Source organism: Pedobacter sp. ISL-64 (assembly GCF_018613605.1).
Classification (GTDB): domain Bacteria; phylum Bacteroidota; class Bacteroidia; order Sphingobacteriales; family Sphingobacteriaceae; genus Pedobacter.
This window is the reverse complement of the sequence record NZ_JAGGPU010000007.1, coordinates 22,946-49,627: the sequence shown is the minus strand read 5'-3', so window position 1 is coordinate 49,627 and position 26,682 is coordinate 22,946. Positions and strand designations below refer to the sequence as shown.

The window sequence follows — 26,682 nt, the reverse complement described above, 5'->3', positions numbered from 1 at the left end:
TCAAATAGTTTAGTCCTAAATTTGTTGTATTAAGGATGTTACCGATTTTAGTCCGAAGCCTGCAGTCTGAAGTCTACAGTTTGGGTGTAAATAATAGGTCTTAGTCAATTATTATCCCTTCAAAAATCAACAAAAACATGCTTGGTGCCACTTGGGTACTTAAGCTCCCTGTATTTTCCGCAAATTGCCAAACGCCAAACGCAAGTTGAACCGAAACAACTATTTTACACCACATTTAGCTATTTTGTTCCAAAACCCCGTCAATAAATCTAAATTTGCAACAAAACACAGTCAATATCAATATGTTTAACAAAAAATCAATTTTAAGTTTAGTTTTACTACTAACGTGTATTATGGCAGCGAAGGCGCAGGTAAAAATAGGCTTTGAGGTTTCTTTTAAAGAACCACAGGCACACTATGCTGAAGTTCAGATGAATATTTCTGGCTTGGCAAAAGATTATGTAGATGTAAAAATGCCTGTTTGGACACCTGGCTCTTATTTGGTTCGCGAGTTTGAAAAAAGTGTAGAAGAATTTAAGGCTACTGCAGCAGGTAAAGCCGTAAAAGTTGAAAAAGTAAGGAAAAACACCTGGAGAATTTTCTCAGCAAAGGCTGCCAATATCCAGATCAACTACCGTGTTTATGCATTCGAAATCTCGGTGCGTACACCTTTTATCGACGAATCTCATGCATTCTTGTCCCCAACAGGGATTTTTATGCACCCTGATGGCATGATCAAATCGCTAAGCACTGTAAAAATTATTCCCTTTAATACCTGGAGTAAAGTTTCTACTGGTTTAACACCTGTTGCTGGAGCGCAATTCACCTATAAAGCTACCGATTTTGATATTCTTTACGATAGCCCTATTGAAGTGGGTAATCAGGATATTTTCGAATTCACAGCTGCTGGTGTTCGCCACGAAGTAGCCATGTACGGCGGTGGTAATTACGATAAAGAGAAACTAAAAGTAGATATGGCTAAAATTGTAGAAAAAGAAACTGCAGTTTATGGCGAAAACCCTAATAAATATTACCTCTTCATTGTTCATAATTTCTTAAAAGGTGGGGGAGGTTTAGAGCACTTAAACTCTACCACTTTAGGCGCTACAAGAAACGCTTACAATACTGCCGAAGGTTATAAAGGCTTTTTGGGCCTGGTTGCACACGAGTATCATCATCTTTGGAATGTTAAGCGCCTACGTCCGGTAGCATTAGGCCCTTTTGATTATGACAACGAAAATTACACGACCAACCTTTGGGTAGCTGAAGGATTTACATCGTATTACGAAAATAAATACTTGCATAGAGCAGGTTTTACTGATGTAAACGAATTTTTGAAAGATCTGGCTAGCGGTGTTGGTACAGTATTAAATACCCCTGGAGCTAAATATCAGTCCGCTGCTTCATCTAGTTATGATGCATGGATTATTGGCTACCGCCCGAATGAGAATTCAAAAAACAATTCCATCTCTTACTACAATAAAGGAGAAGTGATCGGTATTTTGATGGATCTCGAAATCATCAATGCCACCAAAGGTGCTAAAAGTTTAGATGATGTAATGAAAGCCATGTATTTGCAGTGCAAAACCTTAAAACGTGGTTATACCGATGCAGAATTTAAAGCAATGGTTGAAAAGATATCAGGAACTAGCTTTACTAACTTTTGGACCAAGTATGTAAACGGTGTAGATGATGTAGACTATATAAAATATTTCGCATATGCAGGTGTTGATGTTTCTACAGAAAATGCGACTCCTGGTAAACCGGTTAGTGGTACAGCAGTTCAATTGGCTACCAAAGGTTTAGAAGTAACTTCGGTTACCAGAAACTCAGCAGCTTGGGTAAGTGGTTTAAATGTTAACGATGTAATTGTACTGATTGATGGTTCATCATTAAGTGATGTACTGAAAAATGTGAAATTAAAAGAACCGAAATTTTCTTTAGATATTTTACCCATCATTACCGATAAAAAAATTGGCGATCAGCTAACGGTTAAGGTAATCCGCGATGGGCTTGAAAAAGAAATTTCTTTAAGCTTGAAAGAAAATCCAAATGTACGCTTAAAGGCAACTGTAAACGAAAATGCAACACCAGCTCAAAAAGCAGTGTTAAAAAAATGGACAGGAATTTAAGTCTAGAGTCTTAAGTCATCAGTCTTGAGTCCATCACTCGAATAATAAAAAAATCCCGTAAGATTAATTTCTTACGGGATTTTTTATGCCTTTATACTTTTGCTTTAGTCTTTGGACTTTTAGCTTTAGTCTTTCATCGCCATGCACTCGCCTAGAAGGTATATCTAAAGCCTAGACCAAATCTTCCAGCGTTAAAATCGCTATCGTTGTCGCCAATGTAAAGTCTTGGTCTCCAGTCTAAAGCTAATGCCAAAGGTGCGCCAGAGAATTTATAATCTAAACCAACCATCGGAACCAGGTAAAAACTAGAACCACCATCATACAATTGGATCGACGGACCACCACCTAAATACCAGTCTAAACCTTTTGCACCAGGGATAGATGAATTGTATTGAAGAAATCCCTGGATAATAGTAGAGTTTCCACCAAATAACACTTCACCTTGTAGTGCAGCTTTAGGGCTAAAGTGATGCCTGATTGAAGGACCAACCAATGTCGCACCATCACCAAAGTCAATACCTAAACCTAGTCCGGTTTTATAGTTTTGAGCTTTAACGTTTGTTGTAGTAAGGGCAAACAATGCAATGCATCCTAAAATTGTAAATAACTTTTTCATAATTTAAATGTTTTGTAAATAATTATCAGCCTAACAACTTTAATGCCGTTTCTGTTTTTTTGGTAAAAATCCATAAGGATAAAAAACAATGCTTGCATAGTAATTTTGTAATCACTAAGTTTATTTAAATATTTTTTACGAAAAGTAAATACAGCGTTTTATTAACTACGAGGTATTATTTTTATTAAAAAGGCATATAGATGTTAATCTTTATGTTTGATTTTTTAACTTAACCAAATAATAAACAATTCATATGGCGGCAGAAATTAAACGGGTTTTTGATCTTTTGAAATATAGCCTCGAAAATCCTAAGCAAGAATTCATCAGCGGAAAAATTAATGGAAAATGGATAAATTATAGTACAACCGATTTTTGTACTGCTGTAGATAACTTAAGCCGAGGATTAATTAAACAAGGGATAGGCAAAGGAGGCAGGGTTGCTGTAATGTCGCATAACCGGCCTGAATGGAATATTGCCGATTTTGCAGCCAACCAGATCGGGGCCTATCAGATTCCCTTATATCCAACCTTAGCGGAGCACGACATCCAGTTTATTTTAAAAGATGCAGAAATCACCATTGTTTTTGTAGCCGATGAAGATTTATATAAAAAAATTAAGCCTTGTGCCGATGCAATAAACCCGGCTATCAAGATTTATAGTTTTAACGAAATTACTGAAGCTGAAAACTGGAATACGTTAATTGAATTGGGGAAAGCGAGTACAGATATTGATTTAGAAGAATATCGGGCCAAAGTTGCACCCGAAGATATATTGACCCTAATTTATACATCTGGCACTACAGGTACGCCAAAAGGCGTAATGCTAACGCATGATAACCTGGTAGCAAATTTTGTTAACTCGGCTGTGGTGATCCCCGAAGGCGTTAAAAAAGGGTTAAGCTTTTTGCCGCTTTCGCATATTTTCGAGCGGATGATCATTTATTTATATCTGTTTAATTATACAGGAGTTTATTATGCCGAAAGTATGGAAACCATTGTAGCCGATATACAGCATGTAAAACCCAATGTATTCTCTACCGTTCCAAGGCTTCTCGAAAAAGTGTACGATAAGATAATGGAGAAGGGGAAAGCATTAACAGGAATTAAAAAAGGTATTTTCTTCTGGTCGGTAGCTTTGGCCGAAAAGTATACAATTGATGCGGGGGCCTGGTATAACTTCAAACTGGGGATTGCCCGTAAACTGGTTTTTAAAAAGTGGCAGGAAGCACTGGGCGGCGAAATTGTAGTGATTGTATCGGGCGGAGCGGCGCTAAATCCGCGTTTGGCCAGAATTTTCTGGGCTGCAGGTATGCCTGTTTTTGAAGGATATGGACTAACAGAAACCTCACCGGTAATTACCGTTAATCATTTCGGCGGAACCATGTTCGGTACCGTTGGTGAAGTAATTAAAGGGGTGGAAATTAAAATAGCGCAGGATGGTGAAGTTTTAACCAGAGGGCACCAGGTAATGAAAGGTTATTACAACCGACCTGATTTAACCGATGAGGCGGTGGATAAAGAGGGATGGTTCCATACCGGAGATATTGGAGAACTGGTTAATGGTCGCTTTTTAAAAATTACAGACCGTAAAAAAGAAATGTTTAAAACAGCAGGCGGTAAATACGTTGCCCCACAAATGCTGGAGAATAAATATAAAGAGTCGATTTTTATCGAACAGATTATGGTTTTGGGCGAAAATAGAAAATTCCCTTCTGCACTGATCGTTCCGAATTTCGAAACCTTAAAAACCTGGACAGGCAGAAAAGGTATTACTTTTACCTCGAACGAAGAAATTATTAAAAATGAACAGGTGCTCACTAAATATAACGAAGTTATCGAAGCTGCAAATGTGGGTTTTGGTAAATGGGAACAGGTAAAAAGATTTGCACTGTTACCTAAAGAGTGGAGTATTGATGGCGGAGAGCTAACCCCAAAATTAAGTTTTAAAAGAAAAGTGATTACCGAAAAAAACAGCGAAGTAATCGAAAAAATATATAAAGATGCAGAAGGTTATAAACCATAGAAAGATTTCAAAATAAGGATTGGTGAAAAAAATAGCCTTAATAACAGCCGAAACTATGAAAAGGATAATTTTATTTATTTTACTAATTACAAGTGCAATAAATTCTTTTGCGCAAGAAGCAAAACTTAATATCAAAAGTTTAAATGCTAAAAATAATACGGTAATTATCCAAATTCCCGTGGATGATACATGGTTTTATCCCGCCAAAAAAGAGATTAAATTTGGCGATGATAGTACAGTAAACTATTCTTTAAAGATTAATAAACTTGCTTGGTTAAGAATTAACAATAATACAGTATTAATAGAGCCAGGTACTACGCATTTAGTTTTCGATAATGGCATTTTGGTGCAGAGCGATAAAAATAAGGAGGGGATGTTGCTTTTTAACAAGAGGAATGCCGAGTTTTATCAATACAGAGCCAGAGATTATTATAAGAAAGATAGCACTACAGCTGGTTTGTATCAATTGCTCGAAAATGATCAGAATGAAGCACTAAAACCTTACACAGATCTATTTTTGAAACAAAAGATTTCGGCAAACTTTTATAACGAAATAAAAAGATACTTTTCAACCGAACAGATCATTTTGCAAGCCGCTATCCCCATGGTCGTTTTTAGTGCAAAGCAAAAAATAAATAACGATTTGGATAAAATGTGGGCAGATGCCTATAAAAAGTATTCCATGAACAATCTTCAGGATGCTTTTTACCCAGATTTTTACTACCATGCCAAATATTACGTAAGTACTTACCTCAATTATTACATCCCGCTAAAAAAAGGAACTCAATTGCCTAAAAGAGATGAGGACATTTGGCTTAAAAGTATATATAAAACCTTCGGAGATAATTATACAGGCAAAATGAAAGAGTTTTTGCTGGCAACTTTTCTATATGAGGAAATGTTACAGGCCAGGTATCAGAAAGTATTGGTTGATTTGTTCAATTCATTTAAAGCCAGTTATCCTAAAAGTGATTTTACGCCATATTTGCAACCAACGGTCAATGAAATTATAGCCTACCATAATAAGGTGAAAAACGATTTTGAACCCGGGCAAAAAATATTGGCTAACTACGATAAATTTAACAACCTGGATAGTTTAATTGGCCAATTTAAAGACAAAACGGTATTTGTTGATATTTGGGCAACCTGGTGTGGGCCATGTAAACAAGAATTTGAATATAGTAAAGACCTGGAGAAATTTATCAAAGCAAAACAGGTTGAGATGCTTTTTATCTCCATAGATAAAGATGATGCAGCACAGCAATGGAAAGAGATGATAAAATACTTTAAACTTTCTGGCAATCATGTTCGTGCTAATCAAGCCTTGAGAAAAGATTTGAGTGATAAACTGGGAAAAGATGGGAGCTATGGAATACCGCGTTATTTAATTATTAAAAATGGTAAATTAGTTGTTGCTGATGCTTTAAGGCCAAGTGATAAAGAAAAATTATATGCGCAGATTAGTAAGTATTTATAACCCTTAGAAACAAGTATTTCCTATCCGAAAGTTAAGTTTGAAAAGAAAAGTGATTACCAAGAAAAACAACGAAGTAATAGAAAAAATATATAAAAATGCAGAAAACTATAAAGCCACTCAATAACTTTAAAAAATCGTTAATATACCTAAGTGTTGTGCTGTTATTGGCTGGTTGCGTAACCGGACAATTGGGTAAAAACAACAGCGGTGAATATAAAAATGGCATGGTAGTTTCTGCCCATCCGGAAGCATCGCAGGTAGGTATAGATATTTTAAAAAAGGGCGGGAATGCGGTTGATGCAGCTGTTGCTGTTCAGTTTGCACTTGCTGTGGTTTATCCAAACGCGGGGAATATTGGTGGAGGCGGTTTTATGGTGTACCGCGGTGCAAACGGCGAAATAAATGCCTTAGATTTTAGAGAAAAAGCAGCTGCGGGGGCCAGTAGAGATATGTATCTCGATTCGGCCGGCAATCCAATTGTAGATAAAAGTTTATACGGGCATTTAGCCGCTGGCGTACCAGGGTCTGTAGATGGTATGGTAGAGGCACACAAAAAATATGGAAAGCTTTCTTGGGCACAGGTGTTGCAACCAGCAATAAATTTGGCACAAGATGGTTTTAAAATGACTAAGCGGCAGGCAAGCGAATTGAATGGTTTGCATAGAAAGTTTATGGATTTTAATCCTGATGGAACGGCCTTCGTAAATTTAGAAAGTACCTGGCAGGAAAATGATCTTCTGGTTCAAAAAGAGCTTGGCAATACGCTAAAGCTGATCCAGGAAAAAGGTAGGGCAGGTTTTTATGAAGGCGCTGTGGCCGACTCGCTTGTGGCTGAAATGCAACGAGGCCATGGACTTATTACAAAAGAAGATTTAAAAAATTATCACGCTACCTGGCGTAAACCCATAACAGGCAACTATAGAGGCTATAAAATTATTACCATGCCGCCAACTTCAAGTGGAGGTATTGCCCTGATTCAATTGCTGCAAAGTGTAGAAAATTTTCCATTAAAAAAGTGGGGGCATAATGCAGACTCTACAGTTCAGGTAATTGTAGAAGCCGAAAAAAGAGTGTATGCCGATCGGGCAACACATTTAGGCGACCCTGATTTTTATACTGTTCCACAACAGCAAATGTTGAGCGCAGATTATAATAAAAAACGCATGTCGAACTTTAACTGGGCAGCAGCAACACCAAGTAGCGCTGTTCTGGCCGGTGAAATAAAAGGGGCAGAGCACGAAGAGACCACACATTTCTCTATTGTAGACCGCGATGGAAATGCCGTTTCGATTACCACTACCTTAAATGGTTCTTACGGATCGTTAGTTGCTGTAAAAGGAGCCGGGTTTCTGTTGAATAACGAAATGGACGACTTTTCTGTTAAACCTGGCGCACCTAACATGTACGGTTTAGTTGGTGGCGAAGCCAATGCAATTGCACCCAATAAACGAATGTTAAGCTCTATGACACCGAGTATTGTAGAGAAAGATGGAAAATTGTTTATGGTGGTGGGTACTCCAGGTGGCTCAACCATTATCACATCCGTATTTCAAACCATTATAAATGTAATCGATTTTGATATGTCGATGCAGTCGGCGGTAGCTGCTAAAAAGTTTCATCACCAATGGTTACCAGATGAAGTGTATATCGAAAAAGATGCCATCGATAGTTTAACCCTCGGAAAATTAAAAGCAAAAGGCTATAAAATTGTACTGAGAGGTACGATCGGCAGGGTTGATGCCATCTTAAAAACTAAATGGGGCAATTATCAGGGCGGTGCCGACCCAAGGGGAGATGATAAGGCCATTGGCTGGTAGCAATTTCTCACATCTATTTTTTATCTTAGCACTAGCCAATCTTTTGCAATTCAATTAGTTGTATGGTTTAAAGTTTAAAGAGATGAAAAAGCGCATATTTAATCTTGCCCGAAATTACCCAGATTTACCCCAGGTAGATTCGGCTATCTCTTTTGGCCCTTTTATCAAATATCTGCAGCGAAAAATTAAAGAAGAACGGACTGTAAAATCTACCCTTTATAGCAATGCCTTAAAAGAATTTAAAAAACAGGGAATTGATGAACAGGTTATCGCTATCGAAGATATTTATCAGCACGAATTACTGCTGGAACATATGTATGCCTGTCTTTCGCAAGCACTTTTAACAGAAAATCATCAGGCTTGGGGGCTTTGTGCACCAATGCAGCCCATTACTTTTTATGGGACGGAGCTGATGTACGAACTGCTTGAACATGAAGAAAAAGATCAGAATAGTTTTGTCGGGTCAAAAACGCTTGAGCAACATCAGCATGATCGCCTGCATTTTATCTATTCCTTCATTCTTAGCGAATTATATGCATTTCATGTGCCTTTAAAAGAAAAATACCATTCAGGCATCAATGCTGATACTGGCTTGCCAGGTTACTTCCATATCGGTGTAAATGCCAGTTTTATCGAAGTTAAGGCTAAGCAGCCATTGCCCGATCTTAGCTACCGGGAGTTACAACTATATTTGAGTGAAGAATCTGGATTGGATAAGTTACAGCAGGTGCTGCCACTAACTCTTTTTGAGCTTAGAGGTATTTCGGTGCTTACCATTACCGATGTTACTGCCAAGCAGGCGGTAGAAAATATTAAAAGTATAAGATTGAGCAGTGTGCCAGGCAGTGAGGGTGTCGCTTATGGAGAGGTGATACAATCGCTTAAAGTGCTGGTGCAAAATGCCAATATCCAGTTCGATCTTTTTCCCTTCGTAAGGGTAAACAACAAAATGGTTTATGGGTATGTAAAGGGCGGAAGCGGTCTGTTGTTTTCGGTATGGGGTGAAGAAACTTTAAGTCCCGAAGCTTTTCGGCAGATTGCCGAAGGTTACGCTGCAAATCCGAATTCCTTTTACTCGCCCGATATCTGGGCCGAAAGCAAAGAGATGTTTCCTTGGTTAGACAGGTTTAGGGAACTAAATGTAAAATCGATGGCGCTCCTACCTGTATTTCACAACCAGATATTGGTAGGTGTACTAGGCATGCACACCTGGGTTGGAGAAACTTTCGATGAAAAGAAAATTACTTTATTGGAGCCCGTTTTAGCGCCCATTGCTCAACTCTTACAGGTCTATATCGATGAGTTTAATCTTGAGATTGAAAACATCATCAAAGAAAAATATACCTCTATCCAACCTGCTGTACAATGGAAGTTTAATGAAGCTGCCTGGCATCACCTTTACAATAAGAAAAGGAATTTGCCACAGCGTAATGAGGATATTAGTTTTGCAGACGTTTACCCCTTTTATGGCGCAATAGATATTAGGAATTCTACTACTGAACGCAATGTAGCCAGTAAGGCCGATCTGAGCCTGCACCTGAGCCTGTTTCGTGAAACGCTGGAAGAGCTGAGCAAAACTTATAGCGATGCTTTGCTGGTGGAGATCATTTTTAACTGCAACAAGTGGAGTGATATTTTGCAGGAGGACGAGTTGAACACAACTGATGAAAACAACCTCAATATTTTCCTTAAAGAAGAAACCAGCGATTACCTAAAGCTCATCTCCCAATCGCATCCTGATACCCAAAAGGTAATCGGTAAATACCTCGACCGCATTTCGGCGCCTCATGGCGAAGTGTATAAACACCGTCAGGCGCTGGAAACATCTATGCAGCTGATTAATACAGCCATTAACAATTATTTTGAAAGTGAACGCAAAAAACTGCAAGATTCTTATCCCTGTTATTTCGAGAAATTCAGGACAGATGGTGTTGAATACGATATCTATATCGGGCAGTCTATCGCACCTGATCGGATTTTTAATCACTTCCATCTTAAAAATCTACGGTTATGGCAACTATCATCAATGGCTGAGATTGCCAAAATGGTTCAGCGGCTCCAGCCCGATCTGGCCGTTAAGTTGGCCACCACACAACTTATCTTTATCCATAACCATCCAATAGACATTAGTTTTAGGATCGACGAGCGGAAGTTCGATGTAGAAGGCGCTTATAATATCAGGTATCAGATGATCAAAAAAAGGATTGATAAGATACTTATTCGCAATTCGCAGGAGCGCCTTACGCAGCCCGATAAACTGGCACTGATCTATTTCAATAAAAGAGATATTGACGATTACCTGCCCTTTGTGAAATATCTGCAGGAAACTGGCGTATTGAAACCTGAAACTGAAGATCTTGATTTGGAAGATTTACAGGGGCTAAGTGGATTAAAGGCATTGCGCTTAACTATTTTTTAAACATTTAATTTGGACTTGCTTAGTCTAATATCTTCAATAAGTTACACAGGCACCCCCTGCAAATATTTAGCGGTTTAGCTATATTGCGTTAGCTAATCAAACATGCCCCAATCGCTATGCGCAAACTATTTTCGCTGTTTTTATTTCTAGCAGTTACAGTACAGTTACACGCTCAAACTAATGAAGCCAGTCTGGTGAGTCCACTGATTAATCAATACCAATCAGACGAGACCATGTTAAACCGTAAATATACGCTCAAGCGATCGGAAGAATACTTTAAGCGGATGGAACGCTTTTATGCTGAATGTCAAAAACAATTAAAGGCATTGCCTTTTAACAAGCTAACTGTAAATGAAAGGGTAGATTATATTTTGCTTAAACGCGATATCCGATCAGATTCGGCAAGTTTGCAACAGCACTACACCGAATTTAGAAGCAACATTTTTACTTTGCCTTTTGCCAAAATACTGTTGGATTTTGAAGCAAAGCGAAGAATTGGCCAGCAACAAGATGGTAAAATTACCAAAGAACAATTCGAACAACTGAAAGAAGCTATTCAGAAAACCACAAAAGTAGTAGAAAACAAAGACTTGGCAGTTACGCCAGTACAGGCTTCTTGGGCGCAGGAAACCGTTAATCAATATCTGGCTGTATTTACCGAAGCTTATAAGTTTTATGATGGCTACGATCCGCAATTCACCAAAGCCACCAAAGCAGTTTATCCTGATGTAGTAGATGCCGCGAAGGATTATGCTGCCGCACTGGGTAAAATAGCTAAACCGTCAAATGCCAAAGACGATGGAAGTGGCATTATTGGCAATCCGATAGGAAGAACAGCTTTATTAAGCAGCTTAAAGGATGAGATGATTGCTTATACCCCTGAGCAGATTGAGGCCATTGCCATGAGAGAATTTGCCTGGTGTGATGCCGAAATGCTTAAAGCCTCGCAACAAATGGGCTTTGGTAACGAATGGAAAAAAGCACTTGAAAAAGTAAAAACAGATTATCCTGAATTGGGGAAACAGCCTGAACTGGTTTATGAACTGGCTAATGAAGCCATAGACTTTGTAGAGAAAAATAAACTCATCGCCATTCCAGCCCTGGCTAAAGAAGGCTGGCGCATGCGCATGCTAAGTCCGAAGGAACAATTATTTGCACCGTTTTTTCTGGGTGGCGAATCCGTATTAATTGCTTATCCAACAGAAGACATGACCGAGGATGCCAAAATGATGACCTTGCGTGGCAATAACAGGCATTTTTCCAGAGCTGTAGTTTTTCATGAGCTTATTCCCGGGCACAACCTTCAGTATTTTATACAAAGCCGCTACAAGCCTTATCGCAAAGTATTTGGTACACCTTTCTGGACGGAAGGCTGGTCGCTTTATTGGGAGATGTTGCTGTGGGACCAGAATTTTGCAAAATCTCCGGAAGATAAAATTGGAATGCTTTTTTGGCGCATGCACCGTTGCGCGCGTATCATTTTTTCAATGAACTACCATTTAGGCAAATGGACACCTCAGCAGTGTATCGATTTTTTGGTAGATCGTGTTGGTTTTGAGCGTGCTAACGCAGAAGCAGAGGTGCGTAGATCGTTTACAGGAGGTTATGGGCCATTATACCAAATTGGGTACATGTTAGGTGGATTACAGTTCAGGGCATTGCACAAAGAGCTGGTACAAAGTGGTAAAATGACCAATATTCAGTTTCACAATCGTGTATTGCACGAAAACAACATGCCTGTAGAAATGGTAAGGGCCTTGCTAACCAACCAGCAATTGCCCGAAAATTTCAATACCCGATGGAAATTTGCCGGCGATATCAAATAGTATACAATTTTGGAGGATGTGTTACGGCATGAGGCAATAGATGATCAAAAAAAGGAGTAAAAACTATTTACCCATAATTTGCAGGAGCGACTTACCCCGCCTGATAAATTGGCATTGATCTATTTTAACAAGAAGGGTACTGACAATTACCCGCACTCGTAAAATGTCAACAGGAAATAGGGGTGCTAAAGTCCGAAACTAAAGATTTTGATTTTGGAAGATCAATAAGGTGAAGCGGATTAAAAGCCATGCGTTTACTATTTATAACTTATTTTTTAGTTTTGCCCTTGTGTTGCATTGGCGATTAGTGTTGAAAAGTTGATAAGTATTTTTACATGCTTGTATTTTTGGTATGGCTATTGCAATACGAGTGCCAACGCTTATTCAACGTTAAAAGAAAATTTATGAAACTACAACTATTTAAAACACTCCCGGTTGCACTCGCTGGTTTACTCATCGGGTCGGTTGCTTCAGCTCAAGAAAGTCCTGCAACTTCCACAACAACGTTCAGAACATGGTCTATCGGTGTAAACGCTGGTGTACTTACTCCATTATCACCATTAGGTGGGAAAAATGATTTCAGTAATAACAAATCAAGTTTAGGTTATGGCCTTTACATTAAAAAACAATTTACACCTTATTTCTCACTTCGTTTAGATGGAGTTCGTGGTAAATTAAAGGGAGATAATACCGAGCCTTATGAAAGCGGTTTGGTAAACAACTCTCCAGTAAAAGCATTTGATACAGAGTTATCTTATTCTGGAAGTTTAAACGCTGTTGTAAACATGTTCAATATCGATATGTTTAAAAAAGAGAATACCTTACAGCTTTATGCTTCTGCCGGAGCTGGTATTGCAGCTTACAAACCTACAATTACTACTGCAGCGGGAACTTCAGAATTTGGTGGTGGCGATAACATCAACGAATTAATTATCCCTGTGGGATTAGGTGCTAAATTTAAAATTTCTGATGCGGTTAATTTAGATTTAGGTTGGACAATCAACTTTGTTGATGGTGATAACTTAGATGGTTACTACAAAAACGGAAACGATAAATACAATTATGCTTATGCTGGTTTAGAGTTTGCATTAGGTACCGGAAAACAATTGGCTTTCCATAATCCGGTAGCTTTAACGTACGATGAAGCTTTAAAAGCAAAACAAACTGCAGAAGGTTTGAAATCTGATTTAGATGCTCAAAAAGCTGAAAATGCAAAACTACGTTCGGAAATGAACGACATCTTGAAAGATACAGATGGCGATGGTGTTGCAGATAAATTAGACAAATGCCCTGATACACCAGCTGGTACTGTTGTTGATGGTTCTGGTTGTCCGTTAAAAACTCCTGAAAAAGTTATAGAAAAAGTAATCGTAACAGAAGAAGATCGTAAAGTAGTTAACGAAGCGATTAAAAACTTAGAGTTCGATTTAGGTAAAGCTACCATCCGTTCTAAATCTTATGCTTCTTTAAATAGAGTTGCTGCATTGTTGATTCAGAAAAATTTTAGCTTAAAATTAGCTGGTCATACAGATAATACAGGTTCAAAAGAATTAAACTTGCGTTTATCGAAAGATAGAGCAGAATCTGTAAAAGCTTATTTAGTTTCTCAAGGTGCAAATGCATCACGTATTGAGGCTACAGGTTATGGCATGGGTCAGCCAATTGCTACCAACAAAACAGCAAAAGGCCGTCAGCAAAACCGTCGTGTAGAGTTTACCCTTTACTAGTCTGTTTTAATCATATTAACAAAAAGTCCTGATTTTCATCAGGACTTTTTGTTTTAGAGCCATTTTCTATTTAATTGATGTAATTACCTTTTTGATCTCACTTAAATCATTCATTTCAAAATTTGATAATTGCGGATAAAAACGCTGGTAAATGATTTTATCGTCTTTGCTATCATAAACACTGATTATTTTATCATTAGATCGTTGTGTGTAAACCACATATTTAATATTAGCGGCTTTGTTCAGAATTAAACTATCGAGCACTTTGTATGATACAAATTTGAGTTTGTAGTTATAAGGTTCAGCAATTATACCTGATGGTGGTAAAAGTGCTAATCTTGAAGAAAACACCTGCTTAATATATTCGGGTACGTACAGCGTTTCCTTTGCTAATTCTGGTAAACGCACCTTATTGTAGAATTGGTAATCTATACTACAGTTTTCACTCGCAAGCAATCCATCATTAATCTGTTTTAAATAACCCGTTAAAAATCCTGGCGACCAATTGAGGAGATTAGACTTGTTATAAAGATTTGATAAAATATTGTTTTTTATACTCCTTTTTGATCCATACTGCTGATCTTGTGTTTCAATCAGCAGATTGGTGTTCCGATCAGCAAAAAGTGTAACCGTTGCAAGTATACTTTCTTCCTTCACCTTGGGTTTTTTAGATGGCGTTATTAATTTTAATGCATAAACCACATTTACATTGGTTGTACTGTCTAACTTCTCTGCATAACCATCGAAATAAAAAAAAGAATAATTTGCTACTGTGTCGTAGCGGGCAAGTTCTTCGGGCTTAATAATTTTATAGGGTGTAATCGTCCAGTTTTTTTTGATGGCCCAATCAAATTTTTCCAATTCAGCATAATCCGCATACTGTAAAGTAAACAAGGTTGTTGTTTTTTTAAATATCTCTAATTTTTGACTGTTTAAAAGAGCAGCTCCGAAATAAGATACCTGACTCTTACAAATTGCAGCCCATAAAATAAATAGGCTAAACAGGAGAATTCCTCTAACTTTTAACATATTAAGTGTTTTCATTTTGTGTATGACTATGATAAGAAAAATTTGACAAATATTTTGAATTTTTCTATTGCATTAACAAAATACATTCATTAGCTTTGTTATGCAAGCATAATAAATTAGCAAAAATGAAACAACAACAAACCATAGATTACCACGTTAAGTTTGCCTGGCAAAATATGTTTAATAAGTACAATCAAATGGCATCTGGTTTTGGGATTACCCAGGCCATTGGTTATATGCTTATAAATATAGATGATGCCGAGGGAACTGCGGTTTCAAATTTGGCTGGCTTACTTGGGGTTAAAGCAACCAGTTTATCCCGTATGTTAAATAATATGGAAGAGGCCAACCTTATTTACCGTGAAACATCCGCAGGTGATAAACGATCGGTAAAGGTTTTTCTAACTGATTTCGGTAAAGAGAAAAAACAATTGGCCAAAGGTGTTGTTCGAAAATTTAATGAATATCTCGATGAGCATTTCTCTAAAAAGGAGAAAGAGACTTTTATTAACCTATTGATAAAACTAAATGATATCACGGTAGCCTATACTGTTGATTAACAAATATAACAATCAAATCTGTTTGGTAGGTTGCTACATAAATGATTCTATCAGACTAATGAAAAGCAAATAGATAATGAAACGAAGCATTAATAAAGTTGCAGTTTTAGGTTCGGGTATTATGGGGTCGCGTATTGCATGCCACTTCGCCAACATTGGTGTAGAGGTTTTGTTGTTAGATATAGCCCCCAAAGAGCTAAGTCCCGAAGAGCAGGCAAAAGGATTAACACTGGATAACCCAGTTGTAAAAAACCGGATTGTTAATACAGCTTTGCAAACGGCCGTAAAAACCAATCCATCGCCAGTTTATAGCAAAAAAGCATTAAATAAGATCAAAACTGGGAATTTCGACGATGATATGCCGAAAATTGCCGGTTACGATTGGGTTATTGAAGTTGTAGTCGAAAATCTTGATATCAAGAAAAAAGTTTTCGAGCAGGTAGAACAGTTCCGTAAACCAGGCACATTGATTACTTCGAATACTTCTGGCATTCCAATCCACTTAATGGCTGAAGGAAGGAGCGATGATTTTAAATCGCATTTTTGCGGTACACACTTTTTTAATCCGCCCCGCTATTTAAAATTGTTGGAGGTTATCCCTACACCACATACGCAACCTGAAATTGTTGATTTTCTGATGCATTATGGCGATAAGTTTTTAGGAAAAACAACTGTTTTATGTAAAGATACCCCAGCTTTTATTGCCAATCGTGTAGGTGTTTATTCCATCATGGCACTTTTGCATTTAGTTGAAAAACTGGATCTGACAGTAGAAGAGGTTGATAAATTTACCGGACCAGCCTTGGGTAGACCAAAATCGGCTACTTTCCGTACTTCGGATGTGGTGGGTTTAGATACCATGATCAAAGTAGCAAAAGGACTTTATGATAACTGTCCGGATGATAAAGCACACGATTTGTTTAAACTTCCAGCATACGTGCAAAAAATGGAAGAGAACAAATGGCTTGGCGATAAAACCAAACAGGGTTTCTATAAAAAAACCAAATCTGCCGATGGTAAAACCGAAATCCTGGCGCTTGATTTAAAAACTTTAGAATACAAACCACAGCAAAAAGTAAAATCGGCTACCTTAGAAATGACTAAGCCGGTTGAAAATCTTCGTGAGCGTATGAAGATTTTTGCCAAAGGAAAAGATAAGGCAGGCGAGTTGTTCCGTCATTCTTCATTTGGTTTATTTGAATATGTATCAGATAGAATTCCTGAAATTTCTGACGAATTGTACCGTATCGATGATGCAATGCGTGCAGGTTTCGGTTGGGAGCTTGGCCCCTTCGAACTTTGGGATGCAGTTGGCGTAAAAGAAGCCATCGAAGGAATGGAACAATATGGCAATAAAGCTGCGGCTTGGGTACATGAAATGCTCGATGCCGGAAATACTTCATTCTATAAAGTAGAAAACGGCGTTAAAAAATATTACGATATTCCTTCTAAAAGTTATAAAGCCTTACCGGGAACCGATGAGTTCATCATCTTGGATAACCTCCGCGAAAATAAAACCCTTTGGAAAAACTCAGGCGTTTCGATTATCGATCTGGGCGACGGCATTCTGAATGTAGAATTCCACACCAAAATGAATACCATTGGCGGTGATGTGATCTCTGGAATAAACAAAGCGATTGATATGGCCGAGAAAGATTACCGTGGTTTAGTAATCGGCAATGATGGTGCAAACTTCTCTGCCGGGGCAAATGTGGGTATGATTTTTATGATGGCGGTAGAGCAGGAGTGGGATGAATTGAATATGGCGATCAGAATGTTCCAGAATACTTCGATGCGCATCCGTTATTCTTCTATTCCGGTTGTGGTTGCCCCACATAATTTAACCCTGGGTGGTGGCTGCGAATTTAGTTTACATGCCGATCACGTTCAGCTTTCTGCCGAAACTTATATGGGTTTGGTTGAGTTTGGTGTTGGCGTTATCCCTGGTGGCGGCGGAACAAAAGAATTTGCTTTGCGTGCTTCTGATGAGTATAAAGATGATCAGATTGTGCAAAATGCTTTGAAAGATCGTTTCTTAACCATCGGAATGGCGAAAGTTTCTACTTCTGGTTACGAGGCTTACGAACTGGGCTATCTGCAAAAGGATAAATTCTCGATCTCGATGAACCGGAACCGCTTATTGGCCGATGCAAAAGCTAAAGCAATAGAATTGGCCGATGCCGGTTATACGAAGCCAGTGCAACGGAACGATATTAAAGTATTAGGAAAGCAAGGTTTAGGAATTGTTTATGCTGGTGCAAATAGCATGTATGCGGGGCATTTCATTTCTGAACACGATAAAAAAATATCCGAAAAATTAGGTTATGTGATGTGTGGAGGTGACTTATCGGCTCCGACAGAAGTAACAGAGCAATATTTATTGGATCTGGAAAGAGAAGCATTTTTATCACTTGCAGGTGAGCGAAAATCTTTAGAGCGGATTCAGAGTATTATTACGAAGGGGAAACCGTTGAGGAATTAGAAATAGGGAATCAAGATTTGAGTATCAAGTATCAAGATACGATTGTCGAATAGCTGTTTTTAGATAAAATAAAAAATAAAATAATGCGGGATTGAGTCTTGGGTCTTGATACTCGCTACTAGATACTAAATAAAAATGGAAGCATATATTATAGCCGGATATCGTACAGCAGTGGGCAAAGCACCCCGTGGCGTATTCCGTTTTACAAGAGCTGATGATTTAGCCGCAGAAGTAATCAGGGCTTTAGTGGCATCGGTTCCGAATTTAGATAACGAACAGATTGATGATGTAATTGTGGGTAACGCTACTCCAGAAGCAGAGCAAGGCTTAAATATTGGCCGTATGATTTCGCTAATGGGTTTGGATACTGATAAAGTTCCTGGTGTTACGGTAAACCGCTATTGTGCATCAGGTTTAGATACCATTGCTACAGCAGTTGCCAAAATTAAGGCTGGCATGGCCGATTGTATTATTGCTGGTGGGGTAGAGGTTATGAGTGGAATGCCTTTTGGAGGTTGGAAGCTTGTACCAAATGCAGAAGTTGCAAAAAACAATCCAGACTGGTATTGGGGCATGGGCTTAACCGCCGAAGCAGTAGCTAAAGAATATAATGTGAGCCGTGAAGATCAAGATGCTTTTTCGTTAAAATCTCATGAAAAAGCTATTCACGCTATAAAAAACGGTCATTTAAAAGACGGTATTCTGCCAATCACAGTAAACGAAAATTACCTCGATGCCAATCTTAAAAAGAAAACACGTTCTTACGTGGTTGATACCGATGAGGGTCCACGTGCAGATACTACTCTAGACAAATTGGCGAAACTGAAGCCTGTATTTGATGCGGTTGGAAGTGTAACCGCGGGTAATTCATCGCAAACATCTGATGGTGCAGCCTTTGTTTTGGTGGTTTCTGAAAAGAAAATGAAAGAATTAAACGCAGAACCGATTGCCAGGTTGGTGAGTTATGGTATTGCGGGTGTTCCGCCACGCATTATGGGGATTGGCCCAATTGAGGCAATTCCAAAAGCGTTGAAACAAGCCGGTTTGAAAAAAGAGGATATCGATTTAATCGAACTGAACGAAGCTTTTGCCTCACAATCGTTAGCCGTAATCAGAACATTAGATTTAAATCCTGATGTAATTAATGTAAATGGTGGTGCAATTGCATTAGGGCATCCGCTGGGTTGTACAGGAGCAAAACTTACCGTACAGATCATGAATGAACTAAAAAGACAAAATAAAAAGTACGGAATGGTAACCATGTGCGTAGGAACCGGGCAAGGTGCCGCAGGGATATTTGAGTTGTTGTAATTAGTATCAAGATGTGGGTATCAAGTATCGAGATTGAATAATAAGTGTAACCAGGTTTATAAAATCATCCCAGACATATTTGTATTCATAATTTAATACTAAAGCATATGCATAATTTTAAAGAACTAAAAGTTTGGCAAAAATCAATCGACTTAGCTGTTGAAGTTTATAAAGCGACATCACTCTTGCCGAATGAAGAAAGATTTGGATTGATTTCACAAATGAAAAGATGTTCGGTATCAATTTCTTCAAATATAGCTGAGGGTTCTGGTAGAGGAGGTGGTGCTCAATTCAAATATTTTTTGAACATAAGCCAAGGTTCAGCTTTTGAGTTAGAGACACAATTGATTATTTCAAACCGACTTGAATTACTAGATGATGAATTATCAGCCGATTTGATTGAGAAAACTACTGAGATTCAAAAAATGGTTTATGCTTTGGATAGAAGTATCAAAGTATAAGCATTAAGGTTTGAGTATAAAGTGCCCAGATTGAATAAAAGAAATAATAGAAAAAATAATAAAGCGATATCAAGTTTTTGAACACAGTTTTGATGCCTGATAATAGCTGCCTAATATTAAAATTTAGTGATATCTAGTGTTAAGCTTTGTCTTGATACCTAATACTCGCTACTAGATACTAAAACAATGGAAACAACTGAAAAAAAGACAATTAAAGGCGGTGAATTCTTAATTAAGGATACCACTTATCAGGAAGTATTTATCCCTGAAGAATTTGATGAAGAGCAGCAGATGATTGCACAAACCTGTCGCGATTTTCTGGCGGCTGAGGTTTATCCCAATTTAGATAAAATTGACAAACAGGAAGATCCTGAGTTAATGCCAACACTTTTAACCAAAGCTGGCGAACTGGGTATTCTTGGTGTTTCGGTACCGGAAGAGTACGGAGGTTTCGGCAAAAACTTTAACACTTCTATGCTGGTTGCAGATGTAGTAGGTGCAGGACACTCTTTCGCTGTTGCGCTTTCAGCTCATACCGGAATTGGTACGTTACCAATCTTATATTATGGTAACGAAGCGCAAAAAGCAAAGTATATTCCTAAACTCGGTTCGGGTGAATGGAAGGCTGCTTATTGCTTAACCGAGCCAAACTCAGGTTCGGATGCAAACTCTGGTAAAACCAAAGCCACGCTGAGCGACGATGGTAAACACTACATCATCACAGGACAGAAAATGTGGATTACAAATGGTGGTTTTGCTGATATTTTTATCGTTTTCGCTAAAATTGACGATGATAAAAACTTAACTGCATTTATTGTGGAGAAGGATTTCGGGGGCATAACCATGAATCCTGAAGAACATAAAATGGGTATTAAAGGATCTTCAACCCGCCAAGTTTTCTTTAACGATTGTCCGGTGCCGGTTGAGAACATGTTGAGCGATAGAGAAAACGGTTTCAAAATAGCAGTTAACATTTTAAATATTGGCCGTATTAAATTATCGGCGGCAGCTATTGGTGCTTCAAAAGCAACTTTAAATACTGCGATTAATTATTCGAATGAGCGGATCCAGTTTGGTCGCCCGATTTCTAAATATGGCGCTATCCGTTTTAAAATTGCAGAAATCGCCGCCAAACTTTACGCTGTTGATGCGGCGAACTACCGTGCAGGTCAGAATATTGATGATACTTACGATCAACTGGTTGCGGGCGGAATGGAATCTGGTAAAGCGAGGTTAAAATCTGTAGAGCAATTTGCGGTAGAGTGTGCCATTTTAAAAGTATGGGGTTCTGAAGCTTTAGATTATACTGTGGATGAAGGTGTGCAGATTTACGGTGGCATGGGCTTTAGTGCCGATGCGCCAATGGATAGGGCGTACCGTGATGCACGTATCAACCGGATTTTTGAAGGTACAAACGAAATTAACCGTTTGTTAACCGTTGATATGATGCTGAAACGCGCCATGAAGGGTGAACTGGATTTAATGACACCAGCTACAGCAGTTGCAGCCGAATTAATGAGCATCCCTGATTTTGGTGAAGAAGATACCACCTTGTTTGCTGCAGAGAAAAAAGTGCTCTCGAATTTGAAAAAAGCAACTTTAATGGTGGCTGGTGCTGCGGTTCAAAAATTAATGATGACCTTAAGCAAAGAGCAGGAAATTTTAATGAACATTGCAGATATGGCCAGTTATGTTTATGTGCTTGAATCTGCACTGTTGAGAACAGAAAAATTAGCAAGCACCCGCGGAGAAGAAGCCATTGCGGGTCAATTAGATCTATTAAGGATTTATTTGGTAGAAGCGGTTGATGGTATAGCCAAAGCGGGTAAAGAAGCGCTTTGGGCATTTGCCGAAGGTGATGAGCAACGTATGATGCTTGTTGGTTTACGCCGTTTTACTAAAGTAGAACCATTTAATGTTAAAGATGCCCGTCAAAGAGTTGCCCAACAGCTTATTGAGGCAAATAAGTATATTTTTTAAGGTAGGTTTAGGGTAGAGGGTTTAGCGTTTGGGCCTGGGTGGATACTCATGCCTTAAACTTATTCATAAAAATTAGTATAAATGACGTGGAATTTTTAGTGATATAGGATAAGAGGAGTCGTCATTCCCAACTCGATTGGGAATCTTAATGCAATAAGCTTTAAGATTCCCGCTTGCGCGAGAATGACGATCACTCTTATGGAATCTGTCATCGATAGGCACGAAGCATCTTCAATCACCGCTGTAACCGATAATAGCTAAGCCTTGCGTCCAATATTTAAACTGATCTAAATTTAGGGTTATAGTATTAAAATCATATTTTCGTGCTATGATTAAATTTAGATTTCTTAGCGTACTCTTTTTATGTATAGTTGCGGTTTCTTCTTGTAAAAAAGATGAAGACCCTGAAAAACAAATTACCGATTTCATCAAACAAAATAATATTAACGCAGTTAGAGACGATTCTGGCTTATATTATCAGATCATTAAACCTGGTTCGGGATCGTTCACTTATCCCAACAATACTAAAATAACCATTAAATATGAAGGTAGGTTATTAGACGGAAGTGTATTTGATAATGGTGATGGCAAAGAGCAGACCTTCAATCTTGCCGAACTAATATCTGGGTGGAGAATCGGTATCCCTAAAATACAAAAAGGTGGAGAAATAAGATTAATCGTTCCACCGGGTTTGGGTTATGGAAGCAGTTCGGTAGGCCCGATCCCTGGTAACTCTGTATTAGATTTTACCATACAGCTGTCTAATACACAATAAGCGTAAGACTAGGGATAAAAGACTAAATTCAAATCAAAATGCCGCTTTAGTCTTTTTGCTTTTACCTTTAAGCTCCTTAAAATTGTTAAAATAGGTTAAAAATTGTAGCATCCGTATTAAAAGCTTATTTTTGCGATTGATGGTTAAGTTTAAATATTTTATACTCATGATCTGCTTTGCAGGGTGCTTAGCAGCCTGTAAGAAAAATGTGCCGGTTGATGATTACGACCCTACTCCACAATTTAAGGCCGATACTGCTGCAATAAGTGCTTTTGTTAAGACTAATAATATCTCGGCTACGAAAGATGCCAGTGGTATATTTTATCAGGTATTAGAACCAGGAACGGGAAGTGTGGTGTATGCAGCATCTACAAAAATCACTTCAGATTATGAAGGAAGATTATTAAGCGGAACTATTTTCGATAGTACCAAAGGAACCCCAACCTCGTTTCTACTTGGTAACGTTATTGTAGGATGGCAAATTGGGATTCAAAAAATACAAAAAGGTGGTAAGATCAGATTGATAATACCTTCTTATTACGCTTATGGGACGCAATCACCATCATCTTTGGTCCCGGCAAATTCAATACTTGATTTTACTATAACACTTACAGACGTACAATAATAAATGAACAAATTTACTAAACTTAGCCTATTCGCACTTTTACTGGCTACTACAATCTTCAGCTCGTGTAAAAAAGAATATGAGTCTATTGAAAGTGTAGATGATGCCGCTATCCAGGCTTATCTTAAAAAGAATAATCTTACCTTCACTAAAGATACAAAAGGCTATTATTATAAACTCACCGACGTAGGTTCTGGTGCAAGTGTTGCAAACCAAGATTCGGTTTATTATTCATATACTTTTAAAACCTTATCCGGGCAGGTGCTAAATCAAACATCTGATTTAATGATTCCAGGAACCTTTTTGGGTTATACAGATCGATTTACCATTAATAACGTATCGTATGTATTTACACCTATTAGAGAAGTGTTAACCAAATTGAAAAGAGGTGGCAAAGCAACTTTAATTATGCCTTCTAGCATGGCTTTTGGCAGGAATGGCGTAAGTTTTTTAAATATTGGATCAAATGAAAATATCCTTATTGATTTAGGGATATATGCTGGAGCGAAAAGACATGAAATAGACGAGTTTGAGATCAATAAATTCGTTACTAATAATAATTTAACACTGATTAAAGATCCTTCCAGAGCGCGATATAGTATTACCACCCCTGGAACGGGAACAGACGTAATTAATGTGAACTCTACAATAGTTGCTAATTACACCGTGCGCTATTTAGATGGAACTGTTTTACAAAGTAGTACCGATGGAACTTTTACTGATGTTTTGAGTAATTTATATAAAGGGTGGCAGTTAATATTGCCAGGAAAAGTAACAGCTGGGGGAAAGCTTCGTTTGATTATCCCTGCTGATTTAGCTAACGGGGTATCTCCTTTAGATTTCGATATTGAAATTGTAAAGGTTACGAATTAGATAAAGCCTCTTTAAAAACTTTTAAAACCCTTTCTCTTGCAAAGGTATGCTCAACTATTGGTTGGGCATATTTTTTTGTCCCAAATTCTGGTACCCACTTTTTAATATAGTCGAACCTGGGGTCGAATTTTTTAGTCTGGAGTTCAGGATTAAAAACCCTAAAGTATGGTGCGGCATCGTTTCCTGATCCGGCGGCCCATTGCCAGCCTCCTACATTGCTTGCCATTTCGTAGTCCAATAACTTTTCGGCAAAATAAGCCTCTCCCCAGCGCCAATCGATGAGTAAATGTTTGGTTAAAAAACTGCCCACAATCATGCGTACACGATTGTGCATCCAGCCGGTTTGGTTGAGCTGCCTCATGCCAGCGTCTACAATGGGGTAGCCCGTATTGCCTTCGCACCAAGCCTTAAACTCATCTTCGTTGTTGCGCCATTTAATTTTATCGTATTGTTTTTTAAAAGAATCGAAAGCCGAGTAGGGGAAATGCCAAAGAATGGTCATATAAAACTCTCGCCATGCCAATTCTGAGAGCCAGACGTTCGATTTCGCTTCCAATGCATCTTTAACTGCTTTCCGAATGCTTAATGTTCCAAAACGCAAATACAGTCCGATATGTGTGGTGCCATCAAGCGCAGGGAAATCACGTTCTTTTGCATAATCATCGAGTTTGTTTTTATAGCTGATTTTCGGGAAATCCAGTTTGCTTCTTTCAAAGCCCATCTCTTTTAACGTTACACCAGGCAAATGCTCAGTTTTAAGTAAATTTTTGAAGTATTTTTTAGTAGGATAAGCCTTCACATAAAAATCGTTAAGCTTGGCATGCCATTGTTTGTAAAAAGGCGTAAAAACAGTGTAAGGTGTTTTGTCTGCTTTTAGGATTTCGTTTTTTTCAAAAATAACCTGATCCTTATACGTTCTGAAGGCGATTTTCTCACTGGTTAAAAATTCGGCCATGTTATCATCACGTTCGCGGGCATAAGGTTCGTAGTCATGATTGGTATATACGCCCTTAACATCATATTCCTTTAAAACTTCAGGCCATATTTCTTCGGGTTTACCATATTTTACCAGTAAATCAGATCCTTGCTGCTGAAGGTCTTTCTTTAAATCATCAATGGTTTGATGAATAAAAGTTACACGAGCATCGTTTTTTGGAACTTTATCTAATATATACTGATCAAAAATGAAAAACGGAAGAACAGGATAGTCACCTTTAAGGGCATGATATAAAGCAGCATTATCTGCTAAACGTAAATCGCGGCGAAACCAGAGAATGGATATTGAGGTCATGGAAAATATAAATTGATTGATTTTTTACGCATGAGGCTGTATCAAAAAGTTAAATTCGATCCGCATTGTCACGTTGAGCTTGTCGAAACGCTCTGCAAAGGCTATTTAATCTAGCCCTTCGACAGGCTCAGGATGACAATCTATATTATGAGACAGCTACATCTTTTAGCACAAGTATACTGGTAAGATCCTGATCCCGATGTAAAATCGAGACAGGATGACGACCATTTGCAGAGTTAACTAGTTAGACCCTGTAAAGCTCCTTCAAAGCATCTTCCAAATGCGTGAATTTAAATTTGAATCCTGCATCTAAAATTTTTTGTGCAGAGGTATTGTTGCTCATTAAAACAGCTTCTACCCGCTCTCCCAATAACAATTCCAATGCCTTTTTCGGAACCTTGATCGGCCAAAGAGGACGATGCAGCTGTTTAGCGATGGCTTTGGTTAGCGCCTTATTGGTGACTGGAAAAGGAGCACAGGCATTATAACAATTCTCCATTTTAAGATTTTCGATGGCTTCGATGTACATTTCTACCATATCATCAATATGCAGCCAGGGAGTCCATTGTTTACCTGCACCTAAAGCTGCTCCTACAAATAACTTAACAGGTTTATCGAGTTGCGGTAAGGCGCCGCCATGATTGCTTAAAACGATTCCGGTACGGAGTTTTACAATTCTGAGGCTTAGCTTTTTACCTTGGTCTACAGCATCTTCCCAAAGTTTACAGCATTCGGCTAAAAATCCGTAACCGTTTGGACTTTCTTCGGTTAAAATTTCATCACCACAATCGCCATAAAAACCAACTGCCGAAGCAGAAATAAACGATTTTAGCTGATTGTCGGGTTTTGATTTAATGGTTTTAAAGAGTAATTCTGTTGATTTTACACGGCTATCGATGATCTGTTTTTTGCGTTCGTTGGTCCATTTTTTATCGGCCACAGGTTCTCCCGCTAAATGGATAATGGCATCTACACCATTCAAACAATCAGCATCAATAGTTCCTTTGTAAACATCCCACACAAAATTATTCGGATTTTTGCCTTTCTTTCTCGAAAGTGTGTTCACCTCATAACCTTTGCTTAGTAAATGTTTTTTCAGCTCAGTACCCACAAGTCCTGTAGCCCCGGTAATCAGAATCTTCTTAGCCATCTTTTTAAAACAGTAAAGATACAAAAGGGTTTTTATGGCTTCATTTAAAACGGTATTAATTCAGTTCTAATTCTTTTGTTACCTATTTGTAAAGAATTATTTAGGGGT

Annotated in this window: 19 protein-coding genes; 15 read left to right on the top strand and 4 right to left on the bottom strand. The window is 38.3% G+C overall.

The window, feature by feature from the left end; translation table 11 throughout:
- Nucleotides 1–353: 353 nt before the first annotated feature.
- Nucleotides 354–2,132 (top strand): M61 family metallopeptidase, encoded by a 1,779-nt coding sequence (locus tag J7E57_RS11580; protein ID WP_251029893.1) that lies wholly within the window; start codon nt 354–356, stop codon nt 2,130–2,132.
- Nucleotides 2,133–2,283: 151 nt separating this feature from the next.
- Here the strand turns inward: J7E57_RS11580 and J7E57_RS11575 are convergent, their stop codons facing one another.
- A complete protein-coding gene (locus J7E57_RS11575; protein ID WP_215130558.1) occupies nt 2,284–2,748 on the bottom strand; it encodes a hypothetical protein in 465 nt (154 codons plus the stop codon).
- Between the two features lie 253 nt (nt 2,749–3,001).
- On the opposite strand from J7E57_RS11575, the gene J7E57_RS11570 reads away from it, so the two are divergent.
- The 6 genes from J7E57_RS11570 to J7E57_RS11545 all read left to right on the top strand — a co-directional run bounded on the left by J7E57_RS11570 (nt 3,002) and on the right by J7E57_RS11545 (nt 14,037).
- Complete coding sequence (locus J7E57_RS11570) at nt 3,002–4,771, top strand: AMP-dependent synthetase/ligase (RefSeq protein WP_215130556.1); 1,770 nt, start codon at nt 3,002–3,004, stop codon at nt 4,769–4,771.
- Nucleotides 4,772–4,826: 55 nt separating this feature from the next.
- The gene (locus J7E57_RS11565; RefSeq protein WP_215130554.1) at nt 4,827–6,248 is read left to right on the top strand and encodes a TlpA family protein disulfide reductase; all 1,422 of its coding nucleotides are present in this window, start codon (nt 4,827–4,829) and stop codon (nt 6,246–6,248) included.
- A gap of 95 nt (nt 6,249–6,343) precedes the next feature.
- On the top strand, nt 6,344–8,065 hold the full coding sequence (gene ggt, locus J7E57_RS11560) for a gamma-glutamyltransferase (RefSeq protein ID WP_215130552.1): 1,722 nt from the start codon (nt 6,344–6,346) through the stop codon (nt 8,063–8,065).
- Nucleotides 8,066–8,147: 82 nt separating this feature from the next.
- Nucleotides 8,148–10,484 (top strand): GAF domain-containing protein, encoded by a 2,337-nt coding sequence (locus tag J7E57_RS11555; protein ID WP_215130550.1) that lies wholly within the window; start codon nt 8,148–8,150, stop codon nt 10,482–10,484.
- A gap of 116 nt (nt 10,485–10,600) precedes the next feature.
- Nucleotides 10,601–12,310, top strand: coding sequence for a DUF885 family protein (locus J7E57_RS11550; protein WP_215130548.1), 1,710 nt, complete (start codon nt 10,601–10,603; stop codon nt 12,308–12,310).
- Nucleotides 12,311–12,714: 404 nt separating this feature from the next.
- Entirely contained in the window at nt 12,715–14,037 is a 1,323-nt protein-coding gene (locus J7E57_RS11545; protein ID WP_215130546.1) for an OmpA family protein, read from the top strand.
- 66 nt (nt 14,038–14,103) lie between these two features.
- Here J7E57_RS11545 and J7E57_RS11540 read toward each other — a convergent pair whose 3' ends face one another.
- On the bottom strand, nt 14,104–15,081 hold the full coding sequence (locus J7E57_RS11540; RefSeq protein WP_215130544.1) for a hypothetical protein: 978 nt from the start codon (nt 15,079–15,081) through the stop codon (nt 14,104–14,106).
- 110 nt (nt 15,082–15,191) lie between these two features.
- Here J7E57_RS11540 and J7E57_RS11535 point away from each other — a divergent pair, with 110 nt between their 5' ends.
- From J7E57_RS11535 to J7E57_RS11500, 8 genes are all read left to right on the top strand, one after another.
- Entirely contained in the window at nt 15,192–15,626 is a 435-nt protein-coding gene (locus tag J7E57_RS11535; RefSeq protein WP_029277114.1) for a MarR family winged helix-turn-helix transcriptional regulator, read from the top strand.
- Between the two features lie 76 nt (nt 15,627–15,702).
- A complete protein-coding gene (locus tag J7E57_RS11530; RefSeq protein WP_215130542.1) occupies nt 15,703–18,108 on the top strand; it encodes a 3-hydroxyacyl-CoA dehydrogenase/enoyl-CoA hydratase family protein in 2,406 nt (801 codons plus the stop codon).
- Between the two features lie 135 nt (nt 18,109–18,243).
- Complete coding sequence (locus J7E57_RS11525; RefSeq protein ID WP_086547852.1) at nt 18,244–19,419, top strand: acetyl-CoA C-acyltransferase; 1,176 nt, start codon at nt 18,244–18,246, stop codon at nt 19,417–19,419.
- Nucleotides 19,420–19,526: 107 nt separating this feature from the next.
- On the top strand, nt 19,527–19,880 hold the full coding sequence (locus J7E57_RS11520) for a four helix bundle protein (RefSeq protein ID WP_215130540.1): 354 nt from the start codon (nt 19,527–19,529) through the stop codon (nt 19,878–19,880).
- Between the two features lie 186 nt (nt 19,881–20,066).
- A complete protein-coding gene (locus J7E57_RS11515; protein WP_215130538.1) occupies nt 20,067–21,860 on the top strand; it encodes an acyl-CoA dehydrogenase family protein in 1,794 nt (597 codons plus the stop codon).
- Between the two features lie 328 nt (nt 21,861–22,188).
- Complete coding sequence (locus J7E57_RS11510) at nt 22,189–22,635, top strand: FKBP-type peptidyl-prolyl cis-trans isomerase (RefSeq protein WP_215130536.1); 447 nt, start codon at nt 22,189–22,191, stop codon at nt 22,633–22,635.
- Between the two features lie 139 nt (nt 22,636–22,774).
- Nucleotides 22,775–23,260, top strand: a complete 486-nt coding sequence (locus J7E57_RS11505; RefSeq protein ID WP_215130535.1) for an FKBP-type peptidyl-prolyl cis-trans isomerase — start codon at nt 22,775–22,777, stop codon at nt 23,258–23,260.
- A gap of 3 nt (nt 23,261–23,263) precedes the next feature.
- The gene (locus J7E57_RS11500) at nt 23,264–24,133 is read left to right on the top strand and encodes an FKBP-type peptidyl-prolyl cis-trans isomerase (protein ID WP_215130533.1); all 870 of its coding nucleotides are present in this window, start codon (nt 23,264–23,266) and stop codon (nt 24,131–24,133) included.
- Here J7E57_RS11500 and J7E57_RS11495 read toward each other — a convergent pair.
- Both J7E57_RS11495 and J7E57_RS11490 read right to left on the bottom strand, forming a co-directional pair.
- Complete coding sequence (locus J7E57_RS11495) at nt 24,123–25,424, bottom strand: cryptochrome/photolyase family protein (RefSeq protein WP_215130531.1); 1,302 nt, start codon at nt 25,422–25,424, stop codon at nt 24,123–24,125. The genes J7E57_RS11500 and J7E57_RS11495 overlap by 11 nt on opposite strands.
- 244 nt (nt 25,425–25,668) lie before the next feature.
- Nucleotides 25,669–26,574: a TIGR01777 family oxidoreductase gene (locus tag J7E57_RS11490; protein WP_215130529.1), complete on the bottom strand. Its 906-nt coding sequence runs from the start codon at nt 26,572–26,574 to the stop codon at nt 25,669–25,671.
- Nucleotides 26,575–26,682 lie beyond the last annotated feature (108 nt).

Excerpts from the sequence above, each read along its gene's own strand:
- J7E57_RS11580 (WP_251029893.1), top strand. The coding sequence starts at position 354 with ATGGCAGCGAAGGCGCAGGTAAAAATAGGCTTTGAGGTTTCTTTTAAA.
- J7E57_RS11575 (WP_215130558.1), bottom strand. The coding sequence starts at position 2,748 with ATGAAAAAGTTATTTACAATTTTAGGATGCATTGCATTGTTTGCCCTT.
- J7E57_RS11570 (WP_215130556.1), top strand. The coding sequence starts at position 3,002 with ATGGCGGCAGAAATTAAACGGGTTTTTGATCTTTTGAAATATAGCCTC.
- J7E57_RS11565 (WP_215130554.1), top strand. The coding sequence starts at position 4,827 with ATGAAAAGGATAATTTTATTTATTTTACTAATTACAAGTGCAATAAAT.
- ggt (WP_215130552.1), top strand. The coding sequence starts at position 6,344 with ATGCAGAAAACTATAAAGCCACTCAATAACTTTAAAAAATCGTTAATA.
- J7E57_RS11555 (WP_215130550.1), top strand. The coding sequence starts at position 8,148 with ATGAAAAAGCGCATATTTAATCTTGCCCGAAATTACCCAGATTTACCC.
- J7E57_RS11550 (WP_215130548.1), top strand. The coding sequence starts at position 10,601 with ATGCGCAAACTATTTTCGCTGTTTTTATTTCTAGCAGTTACAGTACAG.
- J7E57_RS11545 (WP_215130546.1), top strand. The coding sequence starts at position 12,715 with ATGAAACTACAACTATTTAAAACACTCCCGGTTGCACTCGCTGGTTTA.
- J7E57_RS11540 (WP_215130544.1), bottom strand. The coding sequence starts at position 15,081 with ATGAAAACACTTAATATGTTAAAAGTTAGAGGAATTCTCCTGTTTAGC.
- J7E57_RS11535 (WP_029277114.1), top strand. The coding sequence starts at position 15,192 with ATGAAACAACAACAAACCATAGATTACCACGTTAAGTTTGCCTGGCAA.
- J7E57_RS11530 (WP_215130542.1), top strand. The coding sequence starts at position 15,703 with ATGAAACGAAGCATTAATAAAGTTGCAGTTTTAGGTTCGGGTATTATG.
- J7E57_RS11525 (WP_086547852.1), top strand. The coding sequence starts at position 18,244 with ATGGAAGCATATATTATAGCCGGATATCGTACAGCAGTGGGCAAAGCA.
- J7E57_RS11520 (WP_215130540.1), top strand. The coding sequence starts at position 19,527 with ATGCATAATTTTAAAGAACTAAAAGTTTGGCAAAAATCAATCGACTTA.
- J7E57_RS11515 (WP_215130538.1), top strand. The coding sequence starts at position 20,067 with ATGGAAACAACTGAAAAAAAGACAATTAAAGGCGGTGAATTCTTAATT.
- J7E57_RS11510 (WP_215130536.1), top strand. The coding sequence starts at position 22,189 with ATGATTAAATTTAGATTTCTTAGCGTACTCTTTTTATGTATAGTTGCG.
- J7E57_RS11505 (WP_215130535.1), top strand. The coding sequence starts at position 22,775 with ATGGTTAAGTTTAAATATTTTATACTCATGATCTGCTTTGCAGGGTGC.
- J7E57_RS11500 (WP_215130533.1), top strand. The coding sequence starts at position 23,264 with ATGAACAAATTTACTAAACTTAGCCTATTCGCACTTTTACTGGCTACT.
- J7E57_RS11495 (WP_215130531.1), bottom strand. The coding sequence starts at position 25,424 with ATGACCTCAATATCCATTCTCTGGTTTCGCCGCGATTTACGTTTAGCA.
- J7E57_RS11490 (WP_215130529.1), bottom strand. The coding sequence starts at position 26,574 with ATGGCTAAGAAGATTCTGATTACCGGGGCTACAGGACTTGTGGGTACT.